Source organism: Pseudomonas sp. yb_5 (assembly GCF_043103865.1).
In the GTDB taxonomy this organism is placed as follows: domain Bacteria; phylum Pseudomonadota; class Gammaproteobacteria; order Pseudomonadales; family Pseudomonadaceae; genus Aquipseudomonas; species Aquipseudomonas putida_Y.
Map to the genome: position 1 here is coordinate 72,106 of NZ_JBICKE010000077.1, position 21,626 is coordinate 93,731.

A 21,626-nucleotide genomic window follows, 5' to 3' on the forward strand; every position below is an offset into this window, starting at 1 on the left:
TTGGCTGCCAAGAAAAAACCTGCTCCGAAACGCGGCGCCAGCCGCCAGACGGCACCGGCCAAACAACCGATCCCCGGCTGGGTATGGCTGGCGGTCGGCCTGACCGTAGGCGCGTTCATCGTGTTCCTGATGAAGCTCGAACCCGGTGGCGACGACATCAAACGCACCAAACCCGAGCAGCAGAAGCCGGCGAAAACGGCCGAAGCCGGCAAGCCAGCGCAAGCAACCCCGCAACAGCCGGTGAAGCCGAAGTACGACTTCTACACCCTGCTGCCGGAGTCTGAGGTGATCGTGCCGCCGGAAGCCGTACCGGAGAAAACGCCACCAGTGCCGGCCCAGCCGGTAGCCCCGGTGACGCCTGCAGAAGCGGCGAAAATCGACACGGCGAGGGCACAGGCAGCGCTGCTCGGCCAGACCCCGCCACCGCCCCCCCCCGTGATCAAGCCGGCGGCAACCACGCAGTACTTCCTTCAGGCCGGCTCGTTCCGCAAGCAGGCCGATGCCGACAAGGTACGGGCACAGATCATCCTGCTGGGCCAGTCTGTGAAGGTGGAGTCAGGCACGGTCAAGGAAGAAACCTGGTACCGCGTGCTGGTCGGGCCGTTCAGCAACCGCGAGCAGCTGACCGGGGCTCAGAAGCAGCTGGCTGGGGCCGGTTTCAGCAACCTGTTGCTGCAACAGCGGCAGACCCGCCAGTAACAAAGAAGGCCTTGCCGCAGCGGTGCGACAAGGCCTTTTTTCATAGGGGCGGGCTAGCCCTTGAATGGGCTGTAAAACAGCCCCCGGCGCCGTCAGCCCCGCCCCGCATTCCTTTCGGACACCTGGCTGTTCAACGTCCAGAAGTCATACAGCACCCCCACCAGAAACAACCCGCCGGTAAAGAAGTAGATGATCGCGGTGATCCACTTACCCTGATACAGCCGGTGCAGGCCAAACACCCCCAGGAAGGTCAGCAGAATCCAGGCGATGTTGTAGTCGATACGCCCCGATTGAAACCTCAGGTCGGCTTCACGGTCCATGGACGGAATCAGGAACAGGTCGATCAACCAACCAATGCCCAGCAAGCCCAAGGTGAAGAACCAGATGGTCCCGGTAATCGGCTTGCCGTAATAGAAACGATGGGAACCGGTGAAGCCGAAAATCCACAGCAGGTAGCCGATGGTTTTGCTGTGGGTGTCGTGAAAGGGCACCCCCTGTTGATAACTGTTCATTCATAGCCCCTGTGGGTTATCCAAAAATTTTCTAAGAAAAAATGTGACTTTTTCGTCGCAAGCCGACATACGGCACCTGGACAATCGACCAACGGATCAATAACTGATCAAAAAGCTGTTATAAAGTTGCGCGCCAACACACAACTATTCATAAGAGCTTCATCTATGCCGCCTTTGATCAAGACATGGCTGACCCTCTGCCTATTATTGCCCTTGGCCGCCCACGCCACCAATCGTGAGCAACGTCTTCCCAATGGTTTCACCGGCTACACGACCAACGCCTCGGTGAAACGCGCCCCCGTCAAACAGACCGCGCTACACGCCCGCCCAAGCAATGCCGCCAGCAGCCACGGTGCGCAGGTCACCGCCATGTCGCCGAAGCAAAGCAGCGATGTGCTCAGCCGTGCGGTAAATGTGCTCGGCACCCCTTATGTTTGGGGCGGCAGCAGCCCGAAAAAAGGCTTTGACTGCAGCGGGCTGGTCAAATACGCCTTCAACGACATCGCCGACGTCGATCTGCCGCGCACCTCCAATGCGATGGCCAAGGGCCACGGGGTGAAAGTGGCCAAGAAAGATCTGAAGCCTGGCGACCTGATTTTCTTCAACATCAAGAGCCGTCGGGTCAATCACGTCGCCATCTACCTGGGTAACGACCGTTTCATCCACGCTCCACGCCGTGGCAAGCGCGTGAGTATCGATACCTTGAGCAAGCCTTACTGGCAGAAGCACTACGTGGTGGCCAAGCGGGTGCTGCCGAAAGAGCATCAACAGCTGAACCTGGCCAAGCGTTAATCTGATCGGCGCTATCCGGTACCGGCCCCTTCGCGGGCACGCCCGCTCCCACAGGTACCGCGTCGCTCTCGCGGGCAGCGCCATACCTGTGGGAGCGGGCGCGCCCGCGAAAGGGCCTTTGCAGGTACTACTAGCTTTTGATCAACCCTCGCTCCCTCAGCCTCCGCAACGCCCCCTCCATCGTCCGCATCCCCTCTGCCGCGCCGCCCTGCATCACCGAAGACAACTGCGCCAACCGCCCCTCCCGAACCAGGTTACGCACCGCCGGCGTCGCCACCAGCACTTCCCGCACAGCCACCCGCCCACCGCCCACGCGCCTGACCAGCACCTGCGCGACCACCAGGCGCAGCGACTCGGCCAGCATCGCCCGCACCAACGGTTTTTCCTCGGCAGCAAAAACCTCCACCAACCTGTCGAGGCTGCTGGTCGCCGAACGCGCATGCACGGTTGCCAGCACCAGGTGCCCGGTTTCGGCCGCGCGCAGGGCCAGGCGAATGGTTTCCAGGTCGCGCAACTCGCCGATCATGATCACATCCGGATCCTGGCGCAGCGCACTGCGTAGCCCCTGAGCAAAGCCGCGGCTATGGCGCCCCATCTCACGCTGGTTGACCAGGCTGCGCTGGCTGCCATGGATGACCTCGACAGGGTCTTCCAAAGTAATGATGTGCAGTGCCCGCTCGCGGTTCAGTTGGTCGAGCAGCGTTGCCAGGGTGCTGGACTTGCCACTGCCGGTCGGCCCGCCCACGAGGATCAAGCCATCACTGCATTGCGCAACAGCTTGAAACACATCCGCAAGGTCCAGCTCGCTCACCGTGGCAATTCGCCCCGGAATCAGCCGAAAGGTCGCCGCCGGGCCATTCAACTGGCGAAACAGGTTCAGCCGAAAGCGCCCAAGCGTCGGCAACTCCAGCGCAAGGTCCAGTTCATCGCCTTGGGCCCACTGCTGGTGCTGGTGGTCATCCAGCAAGCTCGCCATGCCCTCGATCAAGGCACCCGCGCTCAAGGGTGGCAAGCCCATACGCTGCAACTCGCCATCCAGACGCAGCATCGGAATCTGGCCCGTCGCCAGGTGCAGGTCCGAAGCCCCCGCATCCACAGCTCGGGCCAACAGGTCGGTCACATCCATGAGACTCCCCAAAGGCCTTCAAGCAGGTAGAATGCCGCAGACCCTACAGCTGCCGGCATTGATCCATGTCCACCCTAGCAGACAACCTTTCCGCGATTTCCGCCCGTATCGCCAGTGCTGCCCAGGCAGTCGGGCGTAATCCGGCCAGCGTCCAGTTGCTGGCCGTGAGCAAGACCAAGCCCGCCAGCGCTATCCGTGAGATCCATGCCGCCGGTGTGCGCGACTTCGGGGAAAATTACCTACAGGAAGCACTGACAAAGCAGCAGGCGCTCAGCGACTTGCCCTTGATCTGGCACTTCATCGGCCCCATTCAGTCGAACAAGACCAAAGCCATTGCCGAGCACTTCGACTGGGTACATTCCGTGGACCGCATGAAAATTGCCCAACGCCTGTCGGAACAGCGCCCTGCCGGCCTGGCACCGCTGAACATCTGCCTGCAGGTAAACGTCAGCGGCGAAGACAGTAAATCCGGCTGCGCCCCGGCCGACCTGCCCGCGCTGGCCGCAGCCGTAGCCGCACTGCCCAACCTGCGCCTGCGCGGGCTGATGGCAATTCCCGAACCCACCGAAGACCGCGCCACCCAAGAGGCCGCGTTCGCCAGCCTGCGCAAGTTGCAGGAAGGCCTGGGGCTTGGCCTGGACACCCTGTCCATGGGCATGAGCCACGACCTGGAAGCGGCCATCGCCCAGGGCGCGACGTGGGTACGGATTGGCACGGCCCTGTTCGGTGCCCGCGACTACGGCAACACTTGATTCCATGTTTCACTCACTCTTTCCCACAAGGACCTGACATGAGCAAGACACGTATTGCCTTTATCGGCGCCGGCAACATGGCCGCCAGCCTGATCGGTGGTCTGCGTGCCCAGGGCCTGGACGCCTCGCAGATCCGCGCCAGCGACCCGGGCGCCGAGACCCGCAGTCGCATCCAGGCCGAGCACGGCATTGAAGCGTTCGAGGACAACGCCCAGGCCATCGATGGCGCCGACGTCATCGTGCTGGCGGTCAAGCCACAAGTCATGAAAACCGTCTGTCAGGCGTTGCAACCCAACCTGCAGGATGGCCAGCTGATCGTTTCCATCGCCGCCGGTATCACGTGCGCCAGCCTGCAAAGCTGGGTGGGCGCTCGCCCGGTAGTGCGCTGCATGCCCAACACCCCGGCATTGCTGCGTCAAGGCGTGAGCGGCCTGTACGCCACCGCTGAAGTGTCCGGCGAACAGCGTCAGCAGGCCGAACAACTGCTGTCGGCCGTGGGCACCGCCCTGTGGCTGGAGCAGGAACAGCAACTGGACGCCGTGACTGCTGTGTCCGGCAGTGGCCCGGCGTACTTCTTCCTGCTGATCGAGGCCATGACTGCGGCCGGCGAAAAACTCGGCCTGCCACGCGAAACCGCCTCCCAACTGACCTTGCAGACGGCCCTGGGCGCCGCGCGCATGGCGGTTGCAAGCGATGTCGATGCCGCCGAACTGCGCCGCCGCGTCACCTCGCCCGCCGGCACCACGGAAGCGGCGATCAAGTCGTTCCAGGCCAGCGGCTTCGAAGCCATCGTCGAGCAGGCGCTGCAGGCTGCAGCCACGCGCTCCGCCGAGCTGGCCGAACAACTGGGCAAATAAGGAGCTTTAGATGAATGCACTGTCAGGCGCCGCGATTTTCGTGGTGCAAACCCTGGTAAGCCTTTACCTGGTAATCGTCCTGCTGCGCTTCGTACTGCAGTTGGTCAAGGCCAACTTCTACAACCCGCTGTGCCAGTTCGCAGTTCGTGCCACCCAACCACTGCTCAAGCCGATCCGCCGGATCATCCCCAGCGTTGGCGGGCTGGACACCTCGTCGCTGCTGCTGGCGGTGGTTATCCAGGCCCTGCTGATGGGCTTCGTGCTGATGGTCACCTACGGTACCTTCGGTGACGTCCTGCACCTGCTGATGTGGGCGATCATCGGCATCACCTCGCTGTTCCTGAAGATTTTCTGGGTGGCGATGATCGTCATGGTGATCGTGTCCTGGGTTGCACCCAACAGCCACAACCCGGCGGCCGAACTGGCCTACCAGATCAGCGAGCCAGTGCTGGCGCCATTCCGCCGCCTGGTACCAAATCTGGGCGGCATGGACATCTCGCCGATCTTCGCCTTCCTGGCGATCCAGGTAATCCAGTCGTTTGTCATGCCCCCGCTGGCTGCCTACGCCGGCATGCCTCAAGAGCTGTGGCGAATGATCTGAGGCTCGCCAGAGCCAGCTTGCCCCCAGTCGCAAGCCTTTGCTTGCCGCTGGGGGTAGCGCTCTTTAGACTTACGCCTCCGTCAAGCGTGAGCAGGGTCGATGTCAACTGTCTTTCCCGAAGATTCCGTCGGTCTGGTAGTACCGCAAACCGCCCGGTTCGATGAACCGCTGGCACTGGCCTGTGGCCGCTCACTGGCCAGTTACGAACTGGTCTACGAGACCTATGGCACCCTGAACGCCAGCGCGAGCAATGCCGTGCTGATCTGCCATGCCCTGTCCGGCCACCACCATGCCGCTGGCTACCATGCCGCCACCGACCGCAAGCCGGGCTGGTGGGACAGCTGCATCGGCCCCGGCAAGCCGATCGATACCAACCGCTTCTTCGTGGTCAGCCTGAACAACCTCGGTGGCTGCAACGGCAGCACTGGCCCCAGCAGCGTCAACCCTGCCACCGGCAAACCGTATGGCGCCGATTTCCCTGTACTGACCGTAGAGGACTGGGTACACAGCCAGGTGCGCCTGGGCGAGCGCCTGGGCATCCAGCAATGGGCCGCTGTCGTCGGCGGCAGCCTTGGCGGCATGCAGGCGCTGCAATGGACCATCAGCTACCCCGAGCGTGTGCGCCATTGCGTCGACATTGCCTCGGCGCCCAAGCTGTCGGCGCAGAACATCGCCTTCAACGAGGTGGCGCGCCAGGCCATTCTCACCGACCCGGAGTTCCATGGCGGTTCGTTCCAGGACCAGGGCGTGATCCCCAAACGGGGCCTGATGCTGGCACGCATGGTCGGGCACATTACCTATCTGTCCGACGACTCGATGGGTGAAAAATTCGGCCGTGAGCTGAAAAGCGACAAGCTCAACTACGACTTCCACAGCGTCGAGTTTCAGGTCGAAAGCTACCTGCGCTATCAGGGCGAGGAGTTTTCCGGCCGTTTCGATGCCAATACCTACCTGCTGATGACCAAGGCACTGGACTATTTCGACCCGGCCGCCAAGCAGGGGGGTGACCTGGCAGCCACCCTGGCCCACGTCACGGCGGACTACTGCATCATGTCGTTCACCACCGACTGGCGCTTCTCTCCGGCCCGTTCGCGCGAAATCGTCAACGCGCTGATGGCTGCACGCAAGAACGTCTGCTATCTGGAGATCGATTCGCCCTACGGGCACGATGCCTTCCTGATCCCCACACCTCGCTACATGCAGGGTTTCTCGAACTACATGAACCGCATTGCCATCTGAGGACAGCATGAGAGCCGATCTGGAAATCATCCACGACTGGATCCCCGCCGGCAGCCGGGTACTCGACCTGGGCTGCGGTAGCGGCGAACTGCTGGCCTCGCTGCGTGACCGCAAACAGGTCACCGGCTATGGCCTGGAAATCGACGCCGACAACATCGCCGCCTGCGTGGCCAAGGGCGTCAACGTCATCGAACAAGACCTGGACAAAGGCCTGGGCAACTTTGCCAGCGACAGCTTCGACGTGGTGATCATGACCCAGGCCCTGCAGGCCGTGGAATACCCCGACCGCATCCTCGACGAAATGCTGCGCGTAGGCCGTCAGTGCATCATCACCTTCCCCAACTTCGGCCACTGGCGCTGCCGCTGGTACCTGGCGACCAAAGGCCGCATGCCGGTATCGGACTTCATGCCGTATACCTGGTACAACACGCCGAACATCCACTTCTGCACCTTCGCCGACTTCGAAGAACTTGTGCACGAACGCCGAGCCAAGGTACTCGACCGCCTGGCGGTCGACCACTTGCACCGCAATGGGTGGGGCGGCCGGCTATGGCCTAATCTTCTAGGTGAGATCGGCATCTACCGCGTCAGCAGTCCGGGCCTGCAAGAGCAGCCGCTCGCGGTCTGACGCCCACCGGAGGAATCGCCCCATGCGCCGCCTAGCCCTGTTCCTGATCAGCCTGTGCCTGGCCCTGCCAGTACTGGCTGCCGATGCCGCACGCCCCGAGCGCAAGGAGGTATTTGGCGACGTGACGGTGCACTACAGCGCGTTCACGTCGAGCATGCTCACGCCCGAGGTGGCCGCGGCCACCGGCCTGGTTCGCAGCAAGAACCAGGGCGTGCTCAACATTACCGTACTCAAGGCCAGCAAACCGGCCACAGCGGTGGTCAGCGGCACGATCAAGGACCTGACCGGGCGCAGCAGCCCGCTGTCGTTCAAGCAGATTACCGAACAGGGCGCGGTGTACTACATCGCCCAGTTCAAGATCGACCAGCCAGAAACCGTCACCTTCGACCTGAACATCGAAACCGGCGGCATCAGCAACTCTCTCCGCTTCAACCAGGAAGTGTTCCCAGGCGAATGATGAATTTCCAGCAACTCGTATTGGCCAGCCACAACGCCGGCAAACTCAAGGAACTCCAGGCCATGCTCGGCCAATCCGTGCAACTGCGCTCGATTGGTGAGTTCAGCCAGGTCGAGCCGGAAGAAACCGGCCTGTCGTTCGTCGAGAACGCCATCCTCAAGGCGCGCAACGCCGCCCGCATTTCCGGCCTGCCGGCCCTGGCCGATGACTCCGGTCTGGCGGTGGATTTCCTCGGCGGCGCGCCGGGCATCTACTCGGCACGCTATGCCGATGGCCAGGGTGACGCGGCAAACAACGCCAAGCTGCTCGAAGCCTTGAAAGACGTGCCTGAAGCTGAGCGCGGTGCACAGTTCGTCTGCGTTCTGGCACTGGTACGTCACGCCGACGACCCGTTGCCGATCCTGTGCGAAGGCCTGTGGCAAGGGCGCATCCTGTTCGAGGCCAGCGGTGAGCAGGGCTTTGGCTACGACCCGCTGTTCTGGGTACCGGAGCGCAACTGCTCCAGCGCCGATCTGCCCCCCGCAGACAAGAACCAGCTCAGCCACCGCGCCCGTGCCATGGCCCTGCTGCGCCAACGTCTGGGCCTGGCATGATCGAAATGCTGTCGCCCCCCGGTGCGGCAGGCTTTAGCAGCCTGCCGCCGCTGGCGCTGTACATCCACATTCCGTGGTGCGTACGCAAATGCCCTTATTGCGACTTCAACTCCCACGCTGCCGGGCCTGAGCTACCGGAAGATGCCTATGTCACAGCCCTGCTCGACGACCTCGACCAGGAACTGGCTGCCGTACAAGGCCGCCCGATCAGCTCGATCTTCTTCGGTGGCGGTACGCCAAGCCTGTTCAGTGCCAACGCCCTCGGCCGGCTGCTGCGGGGCGTAGAGCAACGTATTGCGTTCGCGCCAGACATCGAGATTACCCTGGAAGCCAACCCAGGCACCTTTGAGCAGGACAAGTTCAAGGCCTACCGGCAGACGGGCATCAACCGCCTGTCGATCGGTGTGCAGAGCTTCCAGCCAGCCAAGCTGGAAGCACTTGGTCGCATCCACAATGGCGACGAAGCGGTTCGGGCCGCTGGCATGGCGCGCGCGGCCGGTTTCGACAATTTCAACATGGACCTGATGCACGGCCTGCCCGACCAGTCGCTGGACGACGCGCTGGCTGACCTGCGCCAGGCCATCGACCTGGGGCCGACACACCTGTCGTGGTATCAGCTGACCGTGGAACCGAACACGGTGTTCTGGAACCAGCCGCCAGAGCTGCCGGAAGACGATATCCTCTGGGATATTCAGGAAGCCGGCCAAACGCTGATGGCCGCGCACGGCTACCGCCAGTACGAGGTATCGGCCTACGCCCAGGCAGGCCGCGCCGCCCGGCACAACCTCAACTACTGGCGCTTCGGCGACTTCATCGGCATTGGCGCCGGCGCCCACGGCAAGCTCACTTTCGCCGACGGGCGCATCCTGCGTACCTGGAAGACTCGCCTGCCCAAGGACTACCTGAACCTGGCCAAACCGTTCAAGGCCGGCGAGAAGCTGCTGCCAGTCGAAGAACTGCCGTTCGAGTTCCTGATGAACGCCCTGCGCCTGACCGATGGAGTGGAAGCCGACTTGTTTACCCAACGCACCGGCTTGCCACTGGCACAGCTGCATGAGGCACGCCGTGCCGCCGAACAAAAGGGCCTTTTGCAGGTCGAACCGGATCGACTGGTAGCCACGCCGAGGGGCCAGTTGTTCCTCAATGACCTGCTGCAGTATTTCTTGACCTAAGGATGACCCATGGATCTGGTACTTGATCTGCTCGCGACGGTTTCCCGCTGGAGCCGCAGCAACCTGTCGGAGATTTCACTGGCCTTGGTAGGCTGCCTGCTGGTGCTGTTCGGCACCGATGTCAAAGCCTGGGCCGAGCAGCGCCTGGGCGGCCTCGCCGGCGCCCTGCGCGTGCCGTTCATGGCGCTGATGGTGATGATCGGCAGCGGTGCTGCGCTGATCTATGCCACGCCGTGGGTGGTGAAGGGGCTGAGCCAGTTCAACAACTATGCGCTGGCGCCGGTGTTGCTGGTGGTGCTGGTGTTGATTGGCGTGGTGGCGGATCGCCGCGGCTGAGCCAATGGCCCCTGGGTCAACTGTCTTGCTCAACATTTGAAAGACCTGCGCGGCCGCCTGTAGGAGCGGGTTTACCCGCGAAGAGGCCGGCCCTGCTGGCCAATTTCCACCCGCCATTCACTGTTGCTGCCGCCACCGTATTCGCGGGTAAACCCGCTCCTACACAGATGGGTGGTGGACACACATCGGTGGTTGGACACAGCCCACTGTAGGAGCGGGTTTACCCGCGAAAGGGCCGGCCCTGCTGGCCAATTTCCCCGCCGTTCACCGTTGCCGCCGCCACCGTATTCGCGGGTAAACCCGCTCCTACACAGACTGGTGGTGGACACATCTCGGGGTTGGACACAGACCGCTGTAGGAGCGGGTTCACCCGCGAATGGGCCGGCCCTGCTGGCCAATCTCCACCCGCCGCTCACCGTCGCAGCCGCCCGCGAACACCGGCAAAGCCGGTGCCATCCACCGCGTTAGTTTCTTCGCGGGCATGCCCTGAGATGTTGTGTATTACCGAAAAAAACCGCCCTTCTCAAGGCGGTTATTTTCGCCTGCATTCCTGCAGGCATCAGCACATCGAAAAGCCGTATCAGCCGCTCAATCCACCTTCTCGAACTTCAAGTCCCACACCCCATGCCCCAACCGCTCACCGCGGCGTTCGAACTTGGTGATCGGGCGCTCTTCGGGGCGCGGCACATAGGTGCCGTCTGCCGCACGGTTGCGATAGCCCGGGGCAGCGCTCATCACTTCCAGCATGTACTCGGCATACGGCTCCCAGTCGGTGGCCATGTGGAACACGCCACCGGGCTTGAGCTTGCGACGTACCAGCTCGGCGAACTCCAGCTGGACGATGCGGCGCTTGTGATGACGCGCCTTGTGCCAAGGGTCTGGGAAGAACAGCATCAACCGATCGAGGCTGTTATCCGCCACGCAGCGGTTCAGCACTTCGATGGCATCACAGTCATACACCCGCAGGTTTTTCAGCCCCTGAGTCAGCACGCCATTGAGCAGCGCGCCAACACCCGGGCGGTGCACTTCCACACCGATGAAGTCCTGCTCCGGTGCGGCAGCGGCCATTTCCAGCAGGGAATGGCCCATGCCGAAGCCGATCTCCAAGGTGCGCGGGGCCGAGCGGCCGAACACCTGGTCGTAGTCCACCGGGCTGTCAGCCAGTGGCAGGATGTACAGCGGGCCGCCTTGGTCAAGGCCGCGTTGCTGGCCTTCGGTCATGCGCCCGGCACGCATCACGAAGCTCTTGATGCGGCGGTGTGGGCGGGCTTCGCCGTCGGGGGTGATCGGCGTATCGTGCGATTCAGTCATCAGTTGCTCTTACTTGATCAGACCATCCAGCGGCGAAGAGGCGCTGGCATAGAGTTTCTTCGGCATACGACCGGCCAGATAGGCCATGCGACCCGCGACAATGGCGTGCTTCATGGCCTCGGCCATCAGCACTGGCTGCTGGGCATGGGCGATGGCCGAGTTCATCAGCACCGCCTCACAGCCCATTTCCATGGCGATGGTGGCGTCGGATGCGGTACCCACACCGGCATCGACCAGCACCGGCACCTTGGATTCTTCCAGGATGATCTGCAGGTTGTAAGGGTTGCAAATACCCAGGCCGGTGCCAATCAGGCCAGCCAGCGGCATGACTGCGATGCAGCCGACTTCGGCCAGCTGACGGGCGATGATCGGATCATCGCTGGTGTAGACCATGACGTCGAAACCTTCCTTGACCAGCACTTCGGCAGCCTTGAGGGTTTCGATCACGTTGGGGAACAGGGTTTTCTGGTCAGCCAGCACTTCCAGCTTCACCAGCGTGCGGGACTCGTGCGATTTGCGCCCATCGAGCAGTTCGCGCGCCAGACGGCAAGTGCGTACCGCTTCCACTGCATCAAAGCAGCCTGCAGTGTTCGGCAGGATGGTGTACTTGTCAGGCGACAGCACATCGAGCAGGTTCGGCTCGCCCGCGTTCTGGCCAAGGTTGGTGCGGCGCACAGCGACAGTGACGATTTCGGCACCCGAGGCCTCGGTGGCCAGGCGGGTTTCTTCCATGTCACGGTACTTGCCGGTACCGACCAGCAGGCGCGACTGGAAAGTACGCCCGGCCAGGGTGAAGGGCTTGTCGCTACGAACGTTGCTCATCGTTGTTCCTCGGGAAAAGGTTGCAGGGCTTGCTTGTGAACCGCCGGGCTGCTGTCAGCCGCCACCGATGGCGTGGACCACTTCGACCTGGTCACCGTCATTCAGCAGCGTACTGTCGTGCTGGCTGCGCGGCACGATATCCAGGTTCAGTTCCACTGCAACACGGCGCCCGGTCAGCTCAAGGCGCGCCAGCAGGGCTGCAACGCTTTCGCCGGCAGGCAGTTCGTAAGGTTCACCGTTCAATTTAATGCGCATGCGCACGGCCACCATTGTTCTTTGGGGCCAGCATTCTAGCGCCGAACCGCCCTGCAACCCAAGGGCGGTGCGCGCCATTAGTCGTGATTGTGGACCACTCGGTCAGCCCAGCCGCCAGGCTGCCAGGCCCAGGCACAACCAGCCGCCGAGGAAGCACAAGCCACCAATCGGGGTGATGATGCCAAGCTTGCCGAGGCCACTGAGGGTCAGTAGGTACAGGCTGCCGGAGAACAGCAGGATGCCCAACGCAAACAGGCCGCCGGCCCACCCCACCAGGCGCCCGGGCAGGTGCGCCGAGAGCACCGCAACGCCGAAAATCGCCAAGGCATGGACCAGTTGGTAAGTCACGCCAGTATGGAAGATCGCCAGGTAGTCAGCCGTCAGCCGGTTTTTCAGGCCATGAGCGGCGAAGGCGCCCAGGGCGACCCCGGTAAAGCCAAAAAAGGCGGCAAGCATCAGGAAGCTGCGAAGCATGGGACGACTCCTTGTATCGGGTCTGTATAATGGCCCCTTCCACCCTTAGGGCCAAGCCATCGACATGCTGTCAACGCTTATCCGTCGCCTCTCCCGTGCCCTGCTCTGGTTCGTTGCCGGCAGCATCGTACTGGTGCTGGTGTTCCGCTGGATCCCACCGCCCGGCACGGCGCTGATGGTCGAGCGCAAGGTACAGTCTTGGGTGAGTGGTGAACCGATCGACCTGCAGCGCGACTGGGAGCCATGGGAGAACATCTCCGATCAGCTCAAGGTTGCGGTCATTGCTGGCGAGGACCAGAAGTTCGCCAGCCACTGGGGTTTCGACATCCCGGCCATTCAGGCGGCCCTGGCGCACAACGAGCGCGGCGGTAATATTCGCGGCGCCAGCACCCTGACCCAACAAGTGGCCAAGAATCTCTTCCTGTGGTCAGGCCGCAGCTGGTTTCGCAAGGGACTGGAGGCCTGGTTCACTGCACTGATCGAGCTGTTCTGGTCGAAGGAAAGGATTCTCGAGGTCTATTTGAACAGCGCTGAGTGGGGCAAGGGCGTGTTTGGTGCCCAGGCGGCGGCGCGTTATCACTTTGGTGTCGACGCCAGCCGGCTCAGCCGTCAGCAGGCAGCGCAGCTGGCTGCGGTGCTGCCTAGCCCGATCAAGTGGAGCGCCAGCCGGCCGAGTGCGTATGTGGCCAGCCGGGCCAGCTGGATTCGCCGGCAGATGAGCCAGTTGGGCGGGCCCAGCTACTTGATGCAGCTGGACTCATCCAGAAAGCTTTGAATGCAGGCCCGGCCCTTTCGCGGGTAAACCCGCTCCTACGGGCAACCGCATCCCCGGCCTCCTCACGGGCAAACCCGCGCCTACGGGCAACCGCATCCCCGGCCTCCTCACGGGCAAACCCGCGCCTACGGGCAACCGCATCCCCGGCCTCCTCGCGGGCAAACCCGCGCCTACGGGCAACCGCATCCCCGGCCTCCTCGCGGGCAAACCCGCACCTACGGGCAACCGCATCCCCGGCCTCCTCGCGGGCAAACCCGCGCCTACGGGCAACCGCATCTCCTGTAGGAGCGGGTTTACCCGCGAAGAGGCCAGCAAAACCAGCACAAACAAAAAAGCCGCTCACCCCATTCGGGTCAGCGGCTTTTCTTTACAACCCAGACTCGATCAGGCAGCGATCAGGGCCTTGACCTTGTTCATCGCATTCTTCTCCAGCTGGCGAATACGCTCCGCCGATACGCTGTACTTGTCTGCCAGTTCATGCAGCGTGGCCTTCTCTTCCGCCAGCCAACGCTGGTAGAGAATGTCGCGGCTACGCTCGTCCAGGCCCTGCAGCGCTTCGTGCAGGTTGCTGGTGGAGTTGTCACTCCAGTCGGCATCCTCCAGCTGCACCGCCGGATCGTAACGGTGGTCTTCCAGGTAATGCGCAGGCGACTGGAAGGCGCTGTCGTCGTCAGCTTCCGCTGCAGGGTCAAAGGCCATGTCCTGGCCACTGAGGCGGCTTTCCATCTCGCGCACTTCGCGCGGCTCGACGCCAAGGCTTTCCGCCACGCGATGCACTTCGTCGTTGTTCAGCCACGCCAGACGCTTCTTCTGGCTACGCAGGTTGAAGAACAGCTTGCGCTGAGCCTTGGTGGTAGCCACCTTCACGATGCGCCAGTTGCGCAGAATGAACTCGTGGATCTCTGCCTTGATCCAGTGCACGGCGAACGACACCAGACGCACGCCCATTTCCGGGTTGAAGCGCTTGACGGCTTTCATCAGGCCGACGTTGCCTTCCTGGATCAGGTCAGCCTGTGCCAACCCGTAGCCGGCATAGCTACGGGCGATATGTACAACAAAACGCAGGTGGGCCATCACCATCTGACGAGCGGCCTCGACATCCTGCTCATAATAGAGACGCTCGCCCAGATCACGCTCCTGCTCGACCGTCAGCAGCGGGATGCTGTTGACCGTGTGCACATAGGCTTCCAGGTTTGCACCGGGTACCAGGGCATAGGCAGGTTGCAACGATGTGGTCATTCAAGAACCTCCGACTTACAAAACTCGCACCTTGTGGGCGCTGCCAACATTGACCCGGAACGACGGTACAAGTTCCGTAGTGAAGAAAATGTCAATGCTGGCAGGTAAAAACTATCGCGGCGCCAGCTCGTTCAAGTGGCGGGCGACTGCAATCCATGCACCGATATACCCCAACAGCACGGCTCCGATCAAGAGCGACAGACCATCGGAAGCCGGGACGCCGCCCAGGGCGAAGTCACTGCCATACAGCCCGGAAAGCCCTACCACCGCCTCGTTCAGCCAGTTCAGGCCAAACGCCAGGATGCCCCACGCCAGCAGGCCTGCGCCCAGGCCATACAGGGCGCCCATGTACAGGAAAGGCCGGCGCACGTAGGCGTCGGTGCCGCCGACCAGCTTGATCACTTCGATCTCGATTCGGCGGTTTTCAATGTGTAGACGAATTGTGTTACCGATTACTAACAGCAGGGCAGAAATCAGCATCACGGCCAGTCCGAAGACGAAGCGGTCACCCAACTTGAGGATGGCTGCCAGGCGCTCGACCCAGACCAGGTCCAGTTGCGCCACGTCCACCCGCGGCAACTCCGACAGGCGCTGACGCAAGGCTTCCAGGGCCGGCTTGTCGACCTCGGTCGGGGTTACCACCACCACACCCGGCAGTGGGTTGTCTGGCAGTTCGCGCAGGGCCTCGCCCAGCCCGGACTGCTGCTGGAACTCCTCCAGCGCCTGCTCGCGGCTGACATACTGGGCGTCCGCCACCCCAGGCATGCCCTTGATCTCGTCGCGCAGCGCTTCGCCATCGCGGCTGCCGGCATCAAGCTTGAGGTACAGCGAAATCTGCGCAGCGCGCTGCCACGAACCGCCAAGCTGCTCGACGTTCTTCAGCAACAAGGACAGGCCCATCGGCATGCTCAACGCCACTGCCATCACCAGGCAGGTGAAGAAACTGCCGATCGGCTGCTTGCCCAGACGGCGCAGGCTGTCGGCCAAGCTGGCACGGTGGCTTTCCAGCCAGGCATGCAGCAGGGTGCGGAAGTCCGGGCCATCATCGTCTTCACCGCGTTTTTTCTTCGCAGGTTGCGGATCGGCCGGTTTCGGTGCGACCCGCTCGGAAACCTTCGGCGTACGTGTAGTGTTCATTGCCCGGCCTCCCCATCGCCGATCAAGCGGCCGCGTTGCAAGGTCAGCATGCGGTGGCGCATGCGCGCGATCAGTGCCAGGTCGTGGCTGGCGATCAATACCGTCGTGCCCAGGCGGTTGATGTCCTCGAACACGCCCATGATCTCTGCAGCCAGGCGCGGGTCGAGGTTACCGGTGGGCTCGTCGGCCAGCAGCAGCGCCGGCTGGTGAACGATGGCGCGGGCGATACCCACCCGCTGCTGCTGCCCGGTGGACAGGTCGGCCGGGAACAGCTCGCCTTTGTCGGACAGCGATACACGCTCCAGGGCCGAGTCCACGCGCTTGGCGATCTCGAGCTTGGACAGGCCGAGAATCTGCAGCGGCAAGGCAATGTTGTTGAATACCGTGCGGTCGAACAACAGCTGGTGGTTCTGGAACACCACGCCGATCTGCCGGCGCAGGAACGGGATTTGCGCATTGCTGATCTGGCCCAGGTCCTGCCCTGCCAGCATCAGCTTGCCGCTGGTCGGGCGCTCCATGGCCAGCAACAGGCGCAGCAAGGTGCTCTTGCCAGCGCCCGAGTGGCCGGTGACGAACAGGAATTCGCCCCGGCGCGCCCGGAAACTCAGCTCATGCAAACCCACATGACCGTTGGGATAGCGCTTGGCAACCTGCTCGAATCGGATCATGGTCAATCTCGCTCGGCGAACAGAGCCTTGACGAACGGCTCGGCTTCGAAGGTACGCAGGTCGTCGATGCCTTCACCGACACCGATGAAACGGATCGGGATGTTGAACTGCTTGGCCAGGGCGAAGATCACCCCGCCCTTGGCAGTGCCGTCCAGCTTGGTCAGGGCCAGGCCGGTCAGCTCGACGCTCTGGTTGAAGTACTTGGCCTGACTGATGGCGTTCTGGCCGGTGCCGGCGTCAAGCACCAGCAGCACCTCGTGCGGTGCCTCAACGTCGAGCTTGCCGATGACCCGGCGGACCTTCTTCAGCTCTTCCATCAGGTTGTCCTTGGTGTGCAGGCGGCCGGCAGTGTCGGCGATCAGCACGTCGACGCCACGGGCCTTGGCGGCCTGCACGGCATCGAAGATCACCGAAGCTGAGTCGGCGCCGGTATGCTGGGCGATCACCGGAATCTGGTTACGCTCGCCCCACACCTGCAACTGCTCGACCGCTGCTGCACGGAAGGTATCACCGGCAGCCAGCATGACCTTCTTGCCTTCCAGTTGCAGCTTTTTCGCCAGTTTGCCGATGGTGGTGGTCTTGCCGGCACCGTTGACGCCAACCACGAGGATCACATAAGGCTTGTTCTGGGCCTGTACACTCAGCGGCTGCTCGACCGGGCGCAGCAGCGCAGCCAGTTCTTCCTGCAACGATTTGTACAGGGCATCGGCATCGGCCAACTGCTTGCGCGCAACCTTCTGGGTCAGGTTCTGGACGATGGCCGAGGTAGCCTCCACACCCACGTCGGCGGTCAGCAGGCGCGTCTCGATTTCGTCGAGCAGGTCGTCGTCGATGACCTTCTTGCCGAGGAACAGGCTGGCCATGCCCTCGCCGATGCTGGCACTGGTCTTGGACAGGCCTTGCTTGAGGCGCGCGAAGAATCCGGGCTTGGCCTGTTCGACGGGTGCAGCAACAGAGGCCACGGGGGCTGGCACCGCGCGCTCCGGGATTGCCGGCGGTGCTTTTGGCTCCAGGTCCGGTACCAGGGCGACGGGCTCTTCGGCAACCGGCAACACCAGGTTGCTGACCGGCGCTGCGGCCTCGACAGGGGCGGACTCGACAGGGGCCGCCTGCAAGGGCATGGACGCGACCGGCTGCGGTGCAGGTGCCACCAGTGGCCGGGATGCGACCGGCTCGGGCTCAGGGGCCTGCAACGGCTGGGACGCTACCGGTTCAGGGGCGGGGGCCTCGACTACCGGGGGCCGGGCGGGTGCAGCGACCGGCTGCGGCTCGGTCAGCGGTGGGGTCGCAGGGGCCTGGGCGGGTTCGGGGGCCTGTGGCGTTTCGGCGGTAGAACCCTCGACCGGAGCGGCTGCAGACTGCTCGACAGCGGGGGGGGCATTCGCGGGTACGTCCGCTCCCACAGGTGGCTGCGGCTTCTTGCGAAACCAGCTGAACAGGCCTTTCTTCTCACCAGCCTCGGCCGGCGCTTTTTTGTCGTCGTTGGAACCAAACATGGAAGACGGCTATCTCAGGGTAGCGATAGGCCAGCTATGGCCAATCGGGAATTCTCTCTACGCAGAACAGACTATCTTGAAGCCGGCTGGTTCATGCGCAACGTTTTGTCTTAGTGTCCTGTGGGCCAGAACGGCGACAGGCATGGTCGCCAGGCAACCGGATCAGTATCCTAGCACCTCCTGGCCTGCCGACGCTAAACCCAGCGGGCCGCCGAACAGGTTAAACACCGTATGAATGCTCTAGCCCGCCGCGCCGCTGGCCTGTTGCTCGGCACGCTCTGCCTGCCGCTCGCGGCCTTCGCCGCCGATGTGCAACCCACCCACGAATTCATCCTCGACAATGGCCTGAAGGTCGTGGTCCGCGAAGACCATCGCGCCCCGGTGGTGGTATCGCAGATCTGGTACAAGGTTGGCTCCAGCTACGAGACCCCGGGCCAGACCGGCTTGTCCCATGCGCTGGAACACATGATGTTCAAGGGCAGCGCAAAGGTCGGCCCCGGCGAGGCTTCGCGCATTCTGCGTGACCTCGGCGCCGATGAAAACGCCTTCACCAGCGACGATTACACCGCCTATTACCAAGTGCTGGCCCGTGACCGCCTGCCGGTAGCGCTGGAGCTGGAGGCCGATCGCCTTGCCAGCCTGCGTCTGCCTGCCGACGAGTTCAGCCGCGAAATCGAGGTCATCAAGGAAGAACGCCGCCTGCGCACCGACGACAAGCCCAATGCCAAGGCATTCGAGCTGTTCCGCGCCATGGCCTACCCGGCCAGCGGCTACCACACGCCGACCATTGGCTGGATGGCCGACCTGGAGCGTATGAAGGTCGAGGAACTTCGCCATTGGTACGAGTCCTGGTACGCCCCCAACAACGCCACCCTGGTGGTGGTCGGTGATGTCACCGCCGACGAGGTCAAGGGCCTGGCGCAGAAGTATTTCGGCAATATTCCCAAACGCGCCGTGCCGCCAGCCAAGCTGCCTCTGGAACTGGCCGAACCAGGTTGGCGCCAGTTGACCCTGCACGTACGCACCCAACTGCCAAGCCTGATCTACGGCTTCAACGTGCCCGGCCTGCCCACCGCCAAGGACCCACGTACGGTGCATGCCCTGCGCCTGATCTCGGCACTGCTCGACGGTGGCTACAGCGCCCGCATGCCGGCCCGCCTGGAGCGTGGCCAGGAACTGGTCGCCGGCGCTTCGTCCAGCTACAACGCCTTCACCCGCGGCGACAGCCTGTTCCTGATCTCGGCGACGCCGAATGTGCAGAAGCAGAAAACCCTCGCCGACGTCGAGAAAGGCATCTGGCAACTGCTTGACGAACTCAAGAGCACGCCACCCAGCGCCGAAGAGCTGGAACGCGTACGCGCCCAGGTCATCGCCGGCCTCGTCTACGACCGCGACTCCATCAGCAGCCAGGCCACCACCATCGGCCAGCTGGAAACCGTCGGCCTGTCCTGGAAGCTGATCGACAGCGAACTGGACGAGCTCAAGCGCGTCACCCCGCAGGACATCCAGAACGCCGCGCGCACCTACTTCACCCGCGAACGCCTGAGCGTTGCCCATGTACTGCCCGAGGAGTCCGCTCATGAGTGATCGCCGCGCACCACGCCCAACCCTGCTGGCCACGGGCATTCGTGCCCTGGCGCTGGCAGCTGTGCTGGCCGCTCCGGCCATGGCCGACAACGCTGCCAAGGCCGACAGCAGCGCAGCCCGCCCGGCCAACACCTTGCAATCGCTGGCCGAACTGAATGGCAAGGCACCCAGCCGGCGTCAGTTGAACATCCAGCACTGGAACACCGCCGAGGGTGCCCGGGTGCTGTTCGTCGAGGCTCGCGAACTGCCCATGTTCGACCTGCGTGTCACCTTCGCCGCCGGCAGCAGCCAGGATGGCGGCACGCCAGGCCTGGCCGCCCTGACCAACGCCATGCTCAACGAGGGCGTGGCCGGCAAGGACGTCACCGCCATCGCCGAGGGCTTCGAAGGCCTGGGTGCAGACTTTGGCAACGGCTCCTACCGCGACATGGCCGTCGCATCGCTGCGCAGCCTCAGTGCCAAGGACAAGCGCGAACCGGCCCTCAAACTGTTTACAGAGGTGGCGGGCAAGCCGACATTCCCCGAGGATGCCCTCAAGCGCATCAAGAACCAGATGCTGGCTGGCTTCGAGTATGAGAAGCAAAACCCCGGCAAGATCGCCGGCAAGGCCCTTTTCGGCAAGCTCTATGGCGACCACCCCTACGCCCACCCAAGCGACGGCACCGCCGAGAGCATCACGGGCATCAGCCTTGCGCAGTTGCGCGCGTTCCACGCAAAGGCCTATACCGGCGGCAATGCGGTAATCGCCCTGGTCGGCGACCTCAGCCGTGCAGAGGCCGAAGCCATCGCCGCACAGGTGTCTGCCGGCCTGCCCAAGGGCCCTGCGCTGGCCGCACCGGCCCAACCCACAGACGCCAAGGCCGGCCTGACCCACATCGACTTCCCGTCCAAGCAGACCCACCTGATGCTGGCCGAACTGGGGATCGACCGCCAGGACCCGGACTGGCCAGCCCTGTCCATGGGCAACCAGATCCTTGGCGGTGGCGCCTTCGGTACCCGGCTGATGAGCGAGGTGCGAGAGAAGCGCGGCCTGACCTACGGCGTTTACTCGGCATTCAGCCCGATGCAGGTGCGCGGCCCGTTCATGATCAACCTGCAAACCCGTGCCGAGCTTAGCGAAGGCACGCTCAAGCTGGTGCAAGGCATTCTCGCCGACTACCTGAAGACGGGCCCGACCCAACAGGAGCTGGACGATGCCAAGCGCGAGCTGGCCGGCAGCTTCCCGCTGTCCAATGCCAGCAACGCCAGCATCGTCGGCCAACTGGGCGCGATCGGCTTCTACAACTTGCCGCTGACCTGGCTGGAGGACTTCATGCAACAGTCCCAGGCCCTTACCGTCGAACAGGTCAAGGCAGCCATGAACAAACACCTGTCAGCCGATAAACTGGTGATCGTCACCGTTGGCCCGAAAGTGCCACAAAAACCGCTGCCAGCACCCACTGACAAGCCCTCCGAGCAACCGCTCGGGGTACCGGAGCACTAATGCCAAGATCCACCCCTCCCGCCCGCCCGCAAGCGGGCCAAAGCAAGGGCCAGGGCCACCTGCGCATCATCGCCGGCGAGTGGCGCAGCCGCCGCCTGGCGGTGCCGGAAGGCGAAGGCCTGCGGCCAACGCCTGACCGCGTACGGGAAACCGTATTCAACTGGCTGGCCCCCTACATCGAGGGTGCCCGCGTGCTGGACGCCTTCACCGGCAGTGGCGCCCTGGTGCTCGAAGCCCTGTCCCGTGGGGCCGAGGACGCCGTGGCGCTGGATAGCAACCCTGCGGCCATCGCCAACCTGAAGAACAACCTCGAAATCCTGCGCTGTCCCCGCGGGCAAATTCTGCAGACCGACGCCCTGCGCTACCTGCAAGGCCCGGCCAAGCAGCAGTTCGATGTCGTGTTCCTCGACCCGCCGTTCCACCAGGACCTGTTGGCCAACACCTGCAACATGCTGGAGCAGAACCAGTGGCTGAGCGAGCAGGCATGGGTCTACACCGAAAGCGAAGCGGCACCCTCGACCTTGCAGTTGCCAGGCAACTGGCGCCTGCACCGCGAGAAGAAGACCGGCCAGGTGCACTACGCACTCTGGCAGCGGGGCTGATTACCCGCCGGGT

The 21,626-nt window shown here is 63.3% G+C and carries 24 protein-coding genes and 1 pseudogene; 15 read left to right on the top strand and 10 right to left on the bottom strand.

The window, feature by feature from the left end:
* On the top strand, positions 1-699 hold the full coding sequence (locus ACF8GF_RS12490) for an SPOR domain-containing protein (protein WP_053870424.1): 699 nt from the start codon (positions 1-3) through the stop codon (positions 697-699).
* A gap of 92 nt (positions 700-791) precedes the next feature.
* Here the strand turns inward: ACF8GF_RS12490 and ACF8GF_RS12495 are convergent, their stop codons facing one another.
* Complete coding sequence (locus ACF8GF_RS12495; protein ID WP_010955634.1) at positions 792-1,211, bottom strand: TM2 domain-containing protein; 420 nt, start codon at positions 1,209-1,211, stop codon at positions 792-794.
* A gap of 165 nt (positions 1,212-1,376) precedes the next feature.
* Between ACF8GF_RS12495 and ACF8GF_RS12500 the strand changes: the two genes are divergently transcribed.
* Positions 1,377-2,003 (top strand): C40 family peptidase, encoded by a 627-nt coding sequence (locus ACF8GF_RS12500; protein WP_176684778.1) that lies wholly within the window; start codon positions 1,377-1,379, stop codon positions 2,001-2,003.
* Positions 2,004-2,133: 130 nt separating this feature from the next.
* On the opposite strand, the gene ACF8GF_RS12505 is transcribed toward ACF8GF_RS12500, so the two are convergent.
* Positions 2,134-3,129 (bottom strand): type IV pilus twitching motility protein PilT, encoded by a 996-nt coding sequence (locus tag ACF8GF_RS12505; protein WP_176684777.1) that lies wholly within the window; start codon positions 3,127-3,129, stop codon positions 2,134-2,136.
* Between the two features lie 65 nt (positions 3,130-3,194).
* Between ACF8GF_RS12505 and ACF8GF_RS12510 the strand changes: the two genes are divergently transcribed.
* The 9 genes from ACF8GF_RS12510 to ACF8GF_RS12550 all read left to right on the top strand — a co-directional run bounded on the left by ACF8GF_RS12510 (position 3,195) and on the right by ACF8GF_RS12550 (position 9,764).
* Complete coding sequence (locus ACF8GF_RS12510; RefSeq protein ID WP_176684776.1) at positions 3,195-3,881, top strand: YggS family pyridoxal phosphate-dependent enzyme; 687 nt, start codon at positions 3,195-3,197, stop codon at positions 3,879-3,881.
* Positions 3,882-3,919: 38 nt separating this feature from the next.
* On the top strand, positions 3,920-4,738 hold the full coding sequence (gene proC / locus ACF8GF_RS12515; protein WP_004575483.1) for a pyrroline-5-carboxylate reductase: 819 nt from the start codon (positions 3,920-3,922) through the stop codon (positions 4,736-4,738).
* A gap of 10 nt (positions 4,739-4,748) precedes the next feature.
* Positions 4,749-5,339, top strand: a complete 591-nt coding sequence (locus tag ACF8GF_RS12520; RefSeq protein WP_012053960.1) for a YggT family protein — start codon at positions 4,749-4,751, stop codon at positions 5,337-5,339.
* Between the two features lie 99 nt (positions 5,340-5,438).
* On the top strand, positions 5,439-6,578 hold the full coding sequence (locus ACF8GF_RS12525) for a homoserine O-acetyltransferase (protein WP_252460712.1): 1,140 nt from the start codon (positions 5,439-5,441) through the stop codon (positions 6,576-6,578).
* Positions 6,579-6,585: 7 nt separating this feature from the next.
* Entirely contained in the window at positions 6,586-7,206 is a 621-nt protein-coding gene (gene metW / locus ACF8GF_RS12530; protein WP_176684774.1) for a methionine biosynthesis protein MetW, read from the top strand.
* 22 nt (positions 7,207-7,228) lie between these two features.
* The gene (locus ACF8GF_RS12535) at positions 7,229-7,663 is read left to right on the top strand and encodes a DUF4426 domain-containing protein (protein WP_021783663.1); all 435 of its coding nucleotides are present in this window, start codon (positions 7,229-7,231) and stop codon (positions 7,661-7,663) included.
* Positions 7,660-8,256, top strand: coding sequence for an RdgB/HAM1 family non-canonical purine NTP pyrophosphatase (gene rdgB, locus ACF8GF_RS12540; protein WP_176684773.1), 597 nt, complete (start codon positions 7,660-7,662; stop codon positions 8,254-8,256). Before ACF8GF_RS12535 ends, rdgB begins: the two co-directional genes overlap by 4 nt.
* Complete coding sequence (hemW, locus tag ACF8GF_RS12545; protein WP_392487865.1) at positions 8,253-9,428, top strand: radical SAM family heme chaperone HemW; 1,176 nt, start codon at positions 8,253-8,255, stop codon at positions 9,426-9,428. Before rdgB ends, hemW begins: the two co-directional genes overlap by 4 nt.
* A gap of 9 nt (positions 9,429-9,437) precedes the next feature.
* Positions 9,438-9,764 (top strand): DUF3392 domain-containing protein, encoded by a 327-nt coding sequence (locus ACF8GF_RS12550; protein ID WP_003249095.1) that lies wholly within the window; start codon positions 9,438-9,440, stop codon positions 9,762-9,764.
* Positions 9,765-10,352: 588 nt separating this feature from the next.
* Here the strand turns inward: ACF8GF_RS12550 and trmB are convergent.
* The 4 genes from trmB to ACF8GF_RS12570 form a co-directional block, all read right to left on the bottom strand.
* The gene (gene trmB / locus ACF8GF_RS12555) at positions 10,353-11,075 is read right to left on the bottom strand and encodes a tRNA (guanosine(46)-N7)-methyltransferase TrmB (protein ID WP_004575478.1); all 723 of its coding nucleotides are present in this window, start codon (positions 11,073-11,075) and stop codon (positions 10,353-10,355) included.
* Between the two features lie 9 nt (positions 11,076-11,084).
* Positions 11,085-11,897, bottom strand: a complete 813-nt coding sequence (locus ACF8GF_RS12560) for a thiazole synthase (protein WP_003249091.1) — start codon at positions 11,895-11,897, stop codon at positions 11,085-11,087.
* A 54-nt stretch (positions 11,898-11,951) separates the two neighbouring features.
* Positions 11,952-12,152, bottom strand: a complete 201-nt coding sequence (thiS, locus tag ACF8GF_RS12565) for a sulfur carrier protein ThiS (RefSeq protein WP_003249090.1) — start codon at positions 12,150-12,152, stop codon at positions 11,952-11,954.
* Positions 12,153-12,254: 102 nt separating this feature from the next.
* Positions 12,255-12,626: a DUF423 domain-containing protein gene (locus ACF8GF_RS12570; RefSeq protein WP_176684771.1), complete on the bottom strand. Its 372-nt coding sequence runs from the start codon at positions 12,624-12,626 to the stop codon at positions 12,255-12,257.
* Positions 12,627-12,655: 29 nt separating this feature from the next.
* On the opposite strand from ACF8GF_RS12570, the pseudogene mtgA reads away from it, so the two are divergent.
* Positions 12,656-13,401: pseudogene (gene mtgA / locus ACF8GF_RS12575) on the top strand (monofunctional biosynthetic peptidoglycan transglycosylase).
* A gap of 384 nt (positions 13,402-13,785) precedes the next feature.
* On the opposite strand, the gene rpoH reads toward mtgA, so the two are convergent.
* The 4 genes from rpoH to ftsY form a co-directional block, all read right to left on the bottom strand.
* Positions 13,786-14,640 carry an RNA polymerase sigma factor RpoH gene (rpoH, locus tag ACF8GF_RS12580; RefSeq protein WP_003249083.1) on the bottom strand — a complete coding sequence of 285 codons (855 nt, stop codon included), beginning with the start codon at positions 14,638-14,640 and terminating at the stop codon, positions 13,786-13,788.
* A 111-nt stretch (positions 14,641-14,751) separates the two neighbouring features.
* On the bottom strand, positions 14,752-15,777 hold the full coding sequence (ftsX, locus tag ACF8GF_RS12585; protein ID WP_021783657.1) for a permease-like cell division protein FtsX: 1,026 nt from the start codon (positions 15,775-15,777) through the stop codon (positions 14,752-14,754).
* Positions 15,774-16,445 carry a cell division ATP-binding protein FtsE gene (ftsE, locus tag ACF8GF_RS12590; protein ID WP_176684769.1) on the bottom strand — a complete coding sequence of 224 codons (672 nt, stop codon included), beginning with the start codon at positions 16,443-16,445 and terminating at the stop codon, positions 15,774-15,776. Before ftsE ends, ftsX begins: the two co-directional genes overlap by 4 nt.
* 2 nt (positions 16,446-16,447) lie before the next feature.
* Positions 16,448-17,941, bottom strand: a complete 1,494-nt coding sequence (ftsY, locus tag ACF8GF_RS12595; RefSeq protein WP_392487866.1) for a signal recognition particle-docking protein FtsY — start codon at positions 17,939-17,941, stop codon at positions 16,448-16,450.
* A gap of 231 nt (positions 17,942-18,172) precedes the next feature.
* On the opposite strand from ftsY, the gene ACF8GF_RS12600 reads away from it, so the two are divergent.
* The 3 genes from ACF8GF_RS12600 to rsmD are packed head-to-tail and all read left to right on the top strand — an operon-like array spanning position 18,173 to position 21,613.
* Positions 18,173-19,528 carry a pitrilysin family protein gene (locus tag ACF8GF_RS12600; protein ID WP_176684767.1) on the top strand — a complete coding sequence of 452 codons (1,356 nt, stop codon included), beginning with the start codon at positions 18,173-18,175 and terminating at the stop codon, positions 19,526-19,528.
* Positions 19,521-21,011 carry a pitrilysin family protein gene (locus tag ACF8GF_RS12605; protein ID WP_176684766.1) on the top strand — a complete coding sequence of 497 codons (1,491 nt, stop codon included), beginning with the start codon at positions 19,521-19,523 and terminating at the stop codon, positions 21,009-21,011. Before ACF8GF_RS12600 ends, ACF8GF_RS12605 begins: the two co-directional genes overlap by 8 nt.
* A complete protein-coding gene (gene rsmD / locus ACF8GF_RS12610; protein WP_176684765.1) occupies positions 21,011-21,613 on the top strand; it encodes a 16S rRNA (guanine(966)-N(2))-methyltransferase RsmD in 603 nt (200 codons plus the stop codon). Before ACF8GF_RS12605 ends, rsmD begins: the two co-directional genes overlap by 1 nt.
* Positions 21,614-21,626: the final 13 nt, after the last annotated feature.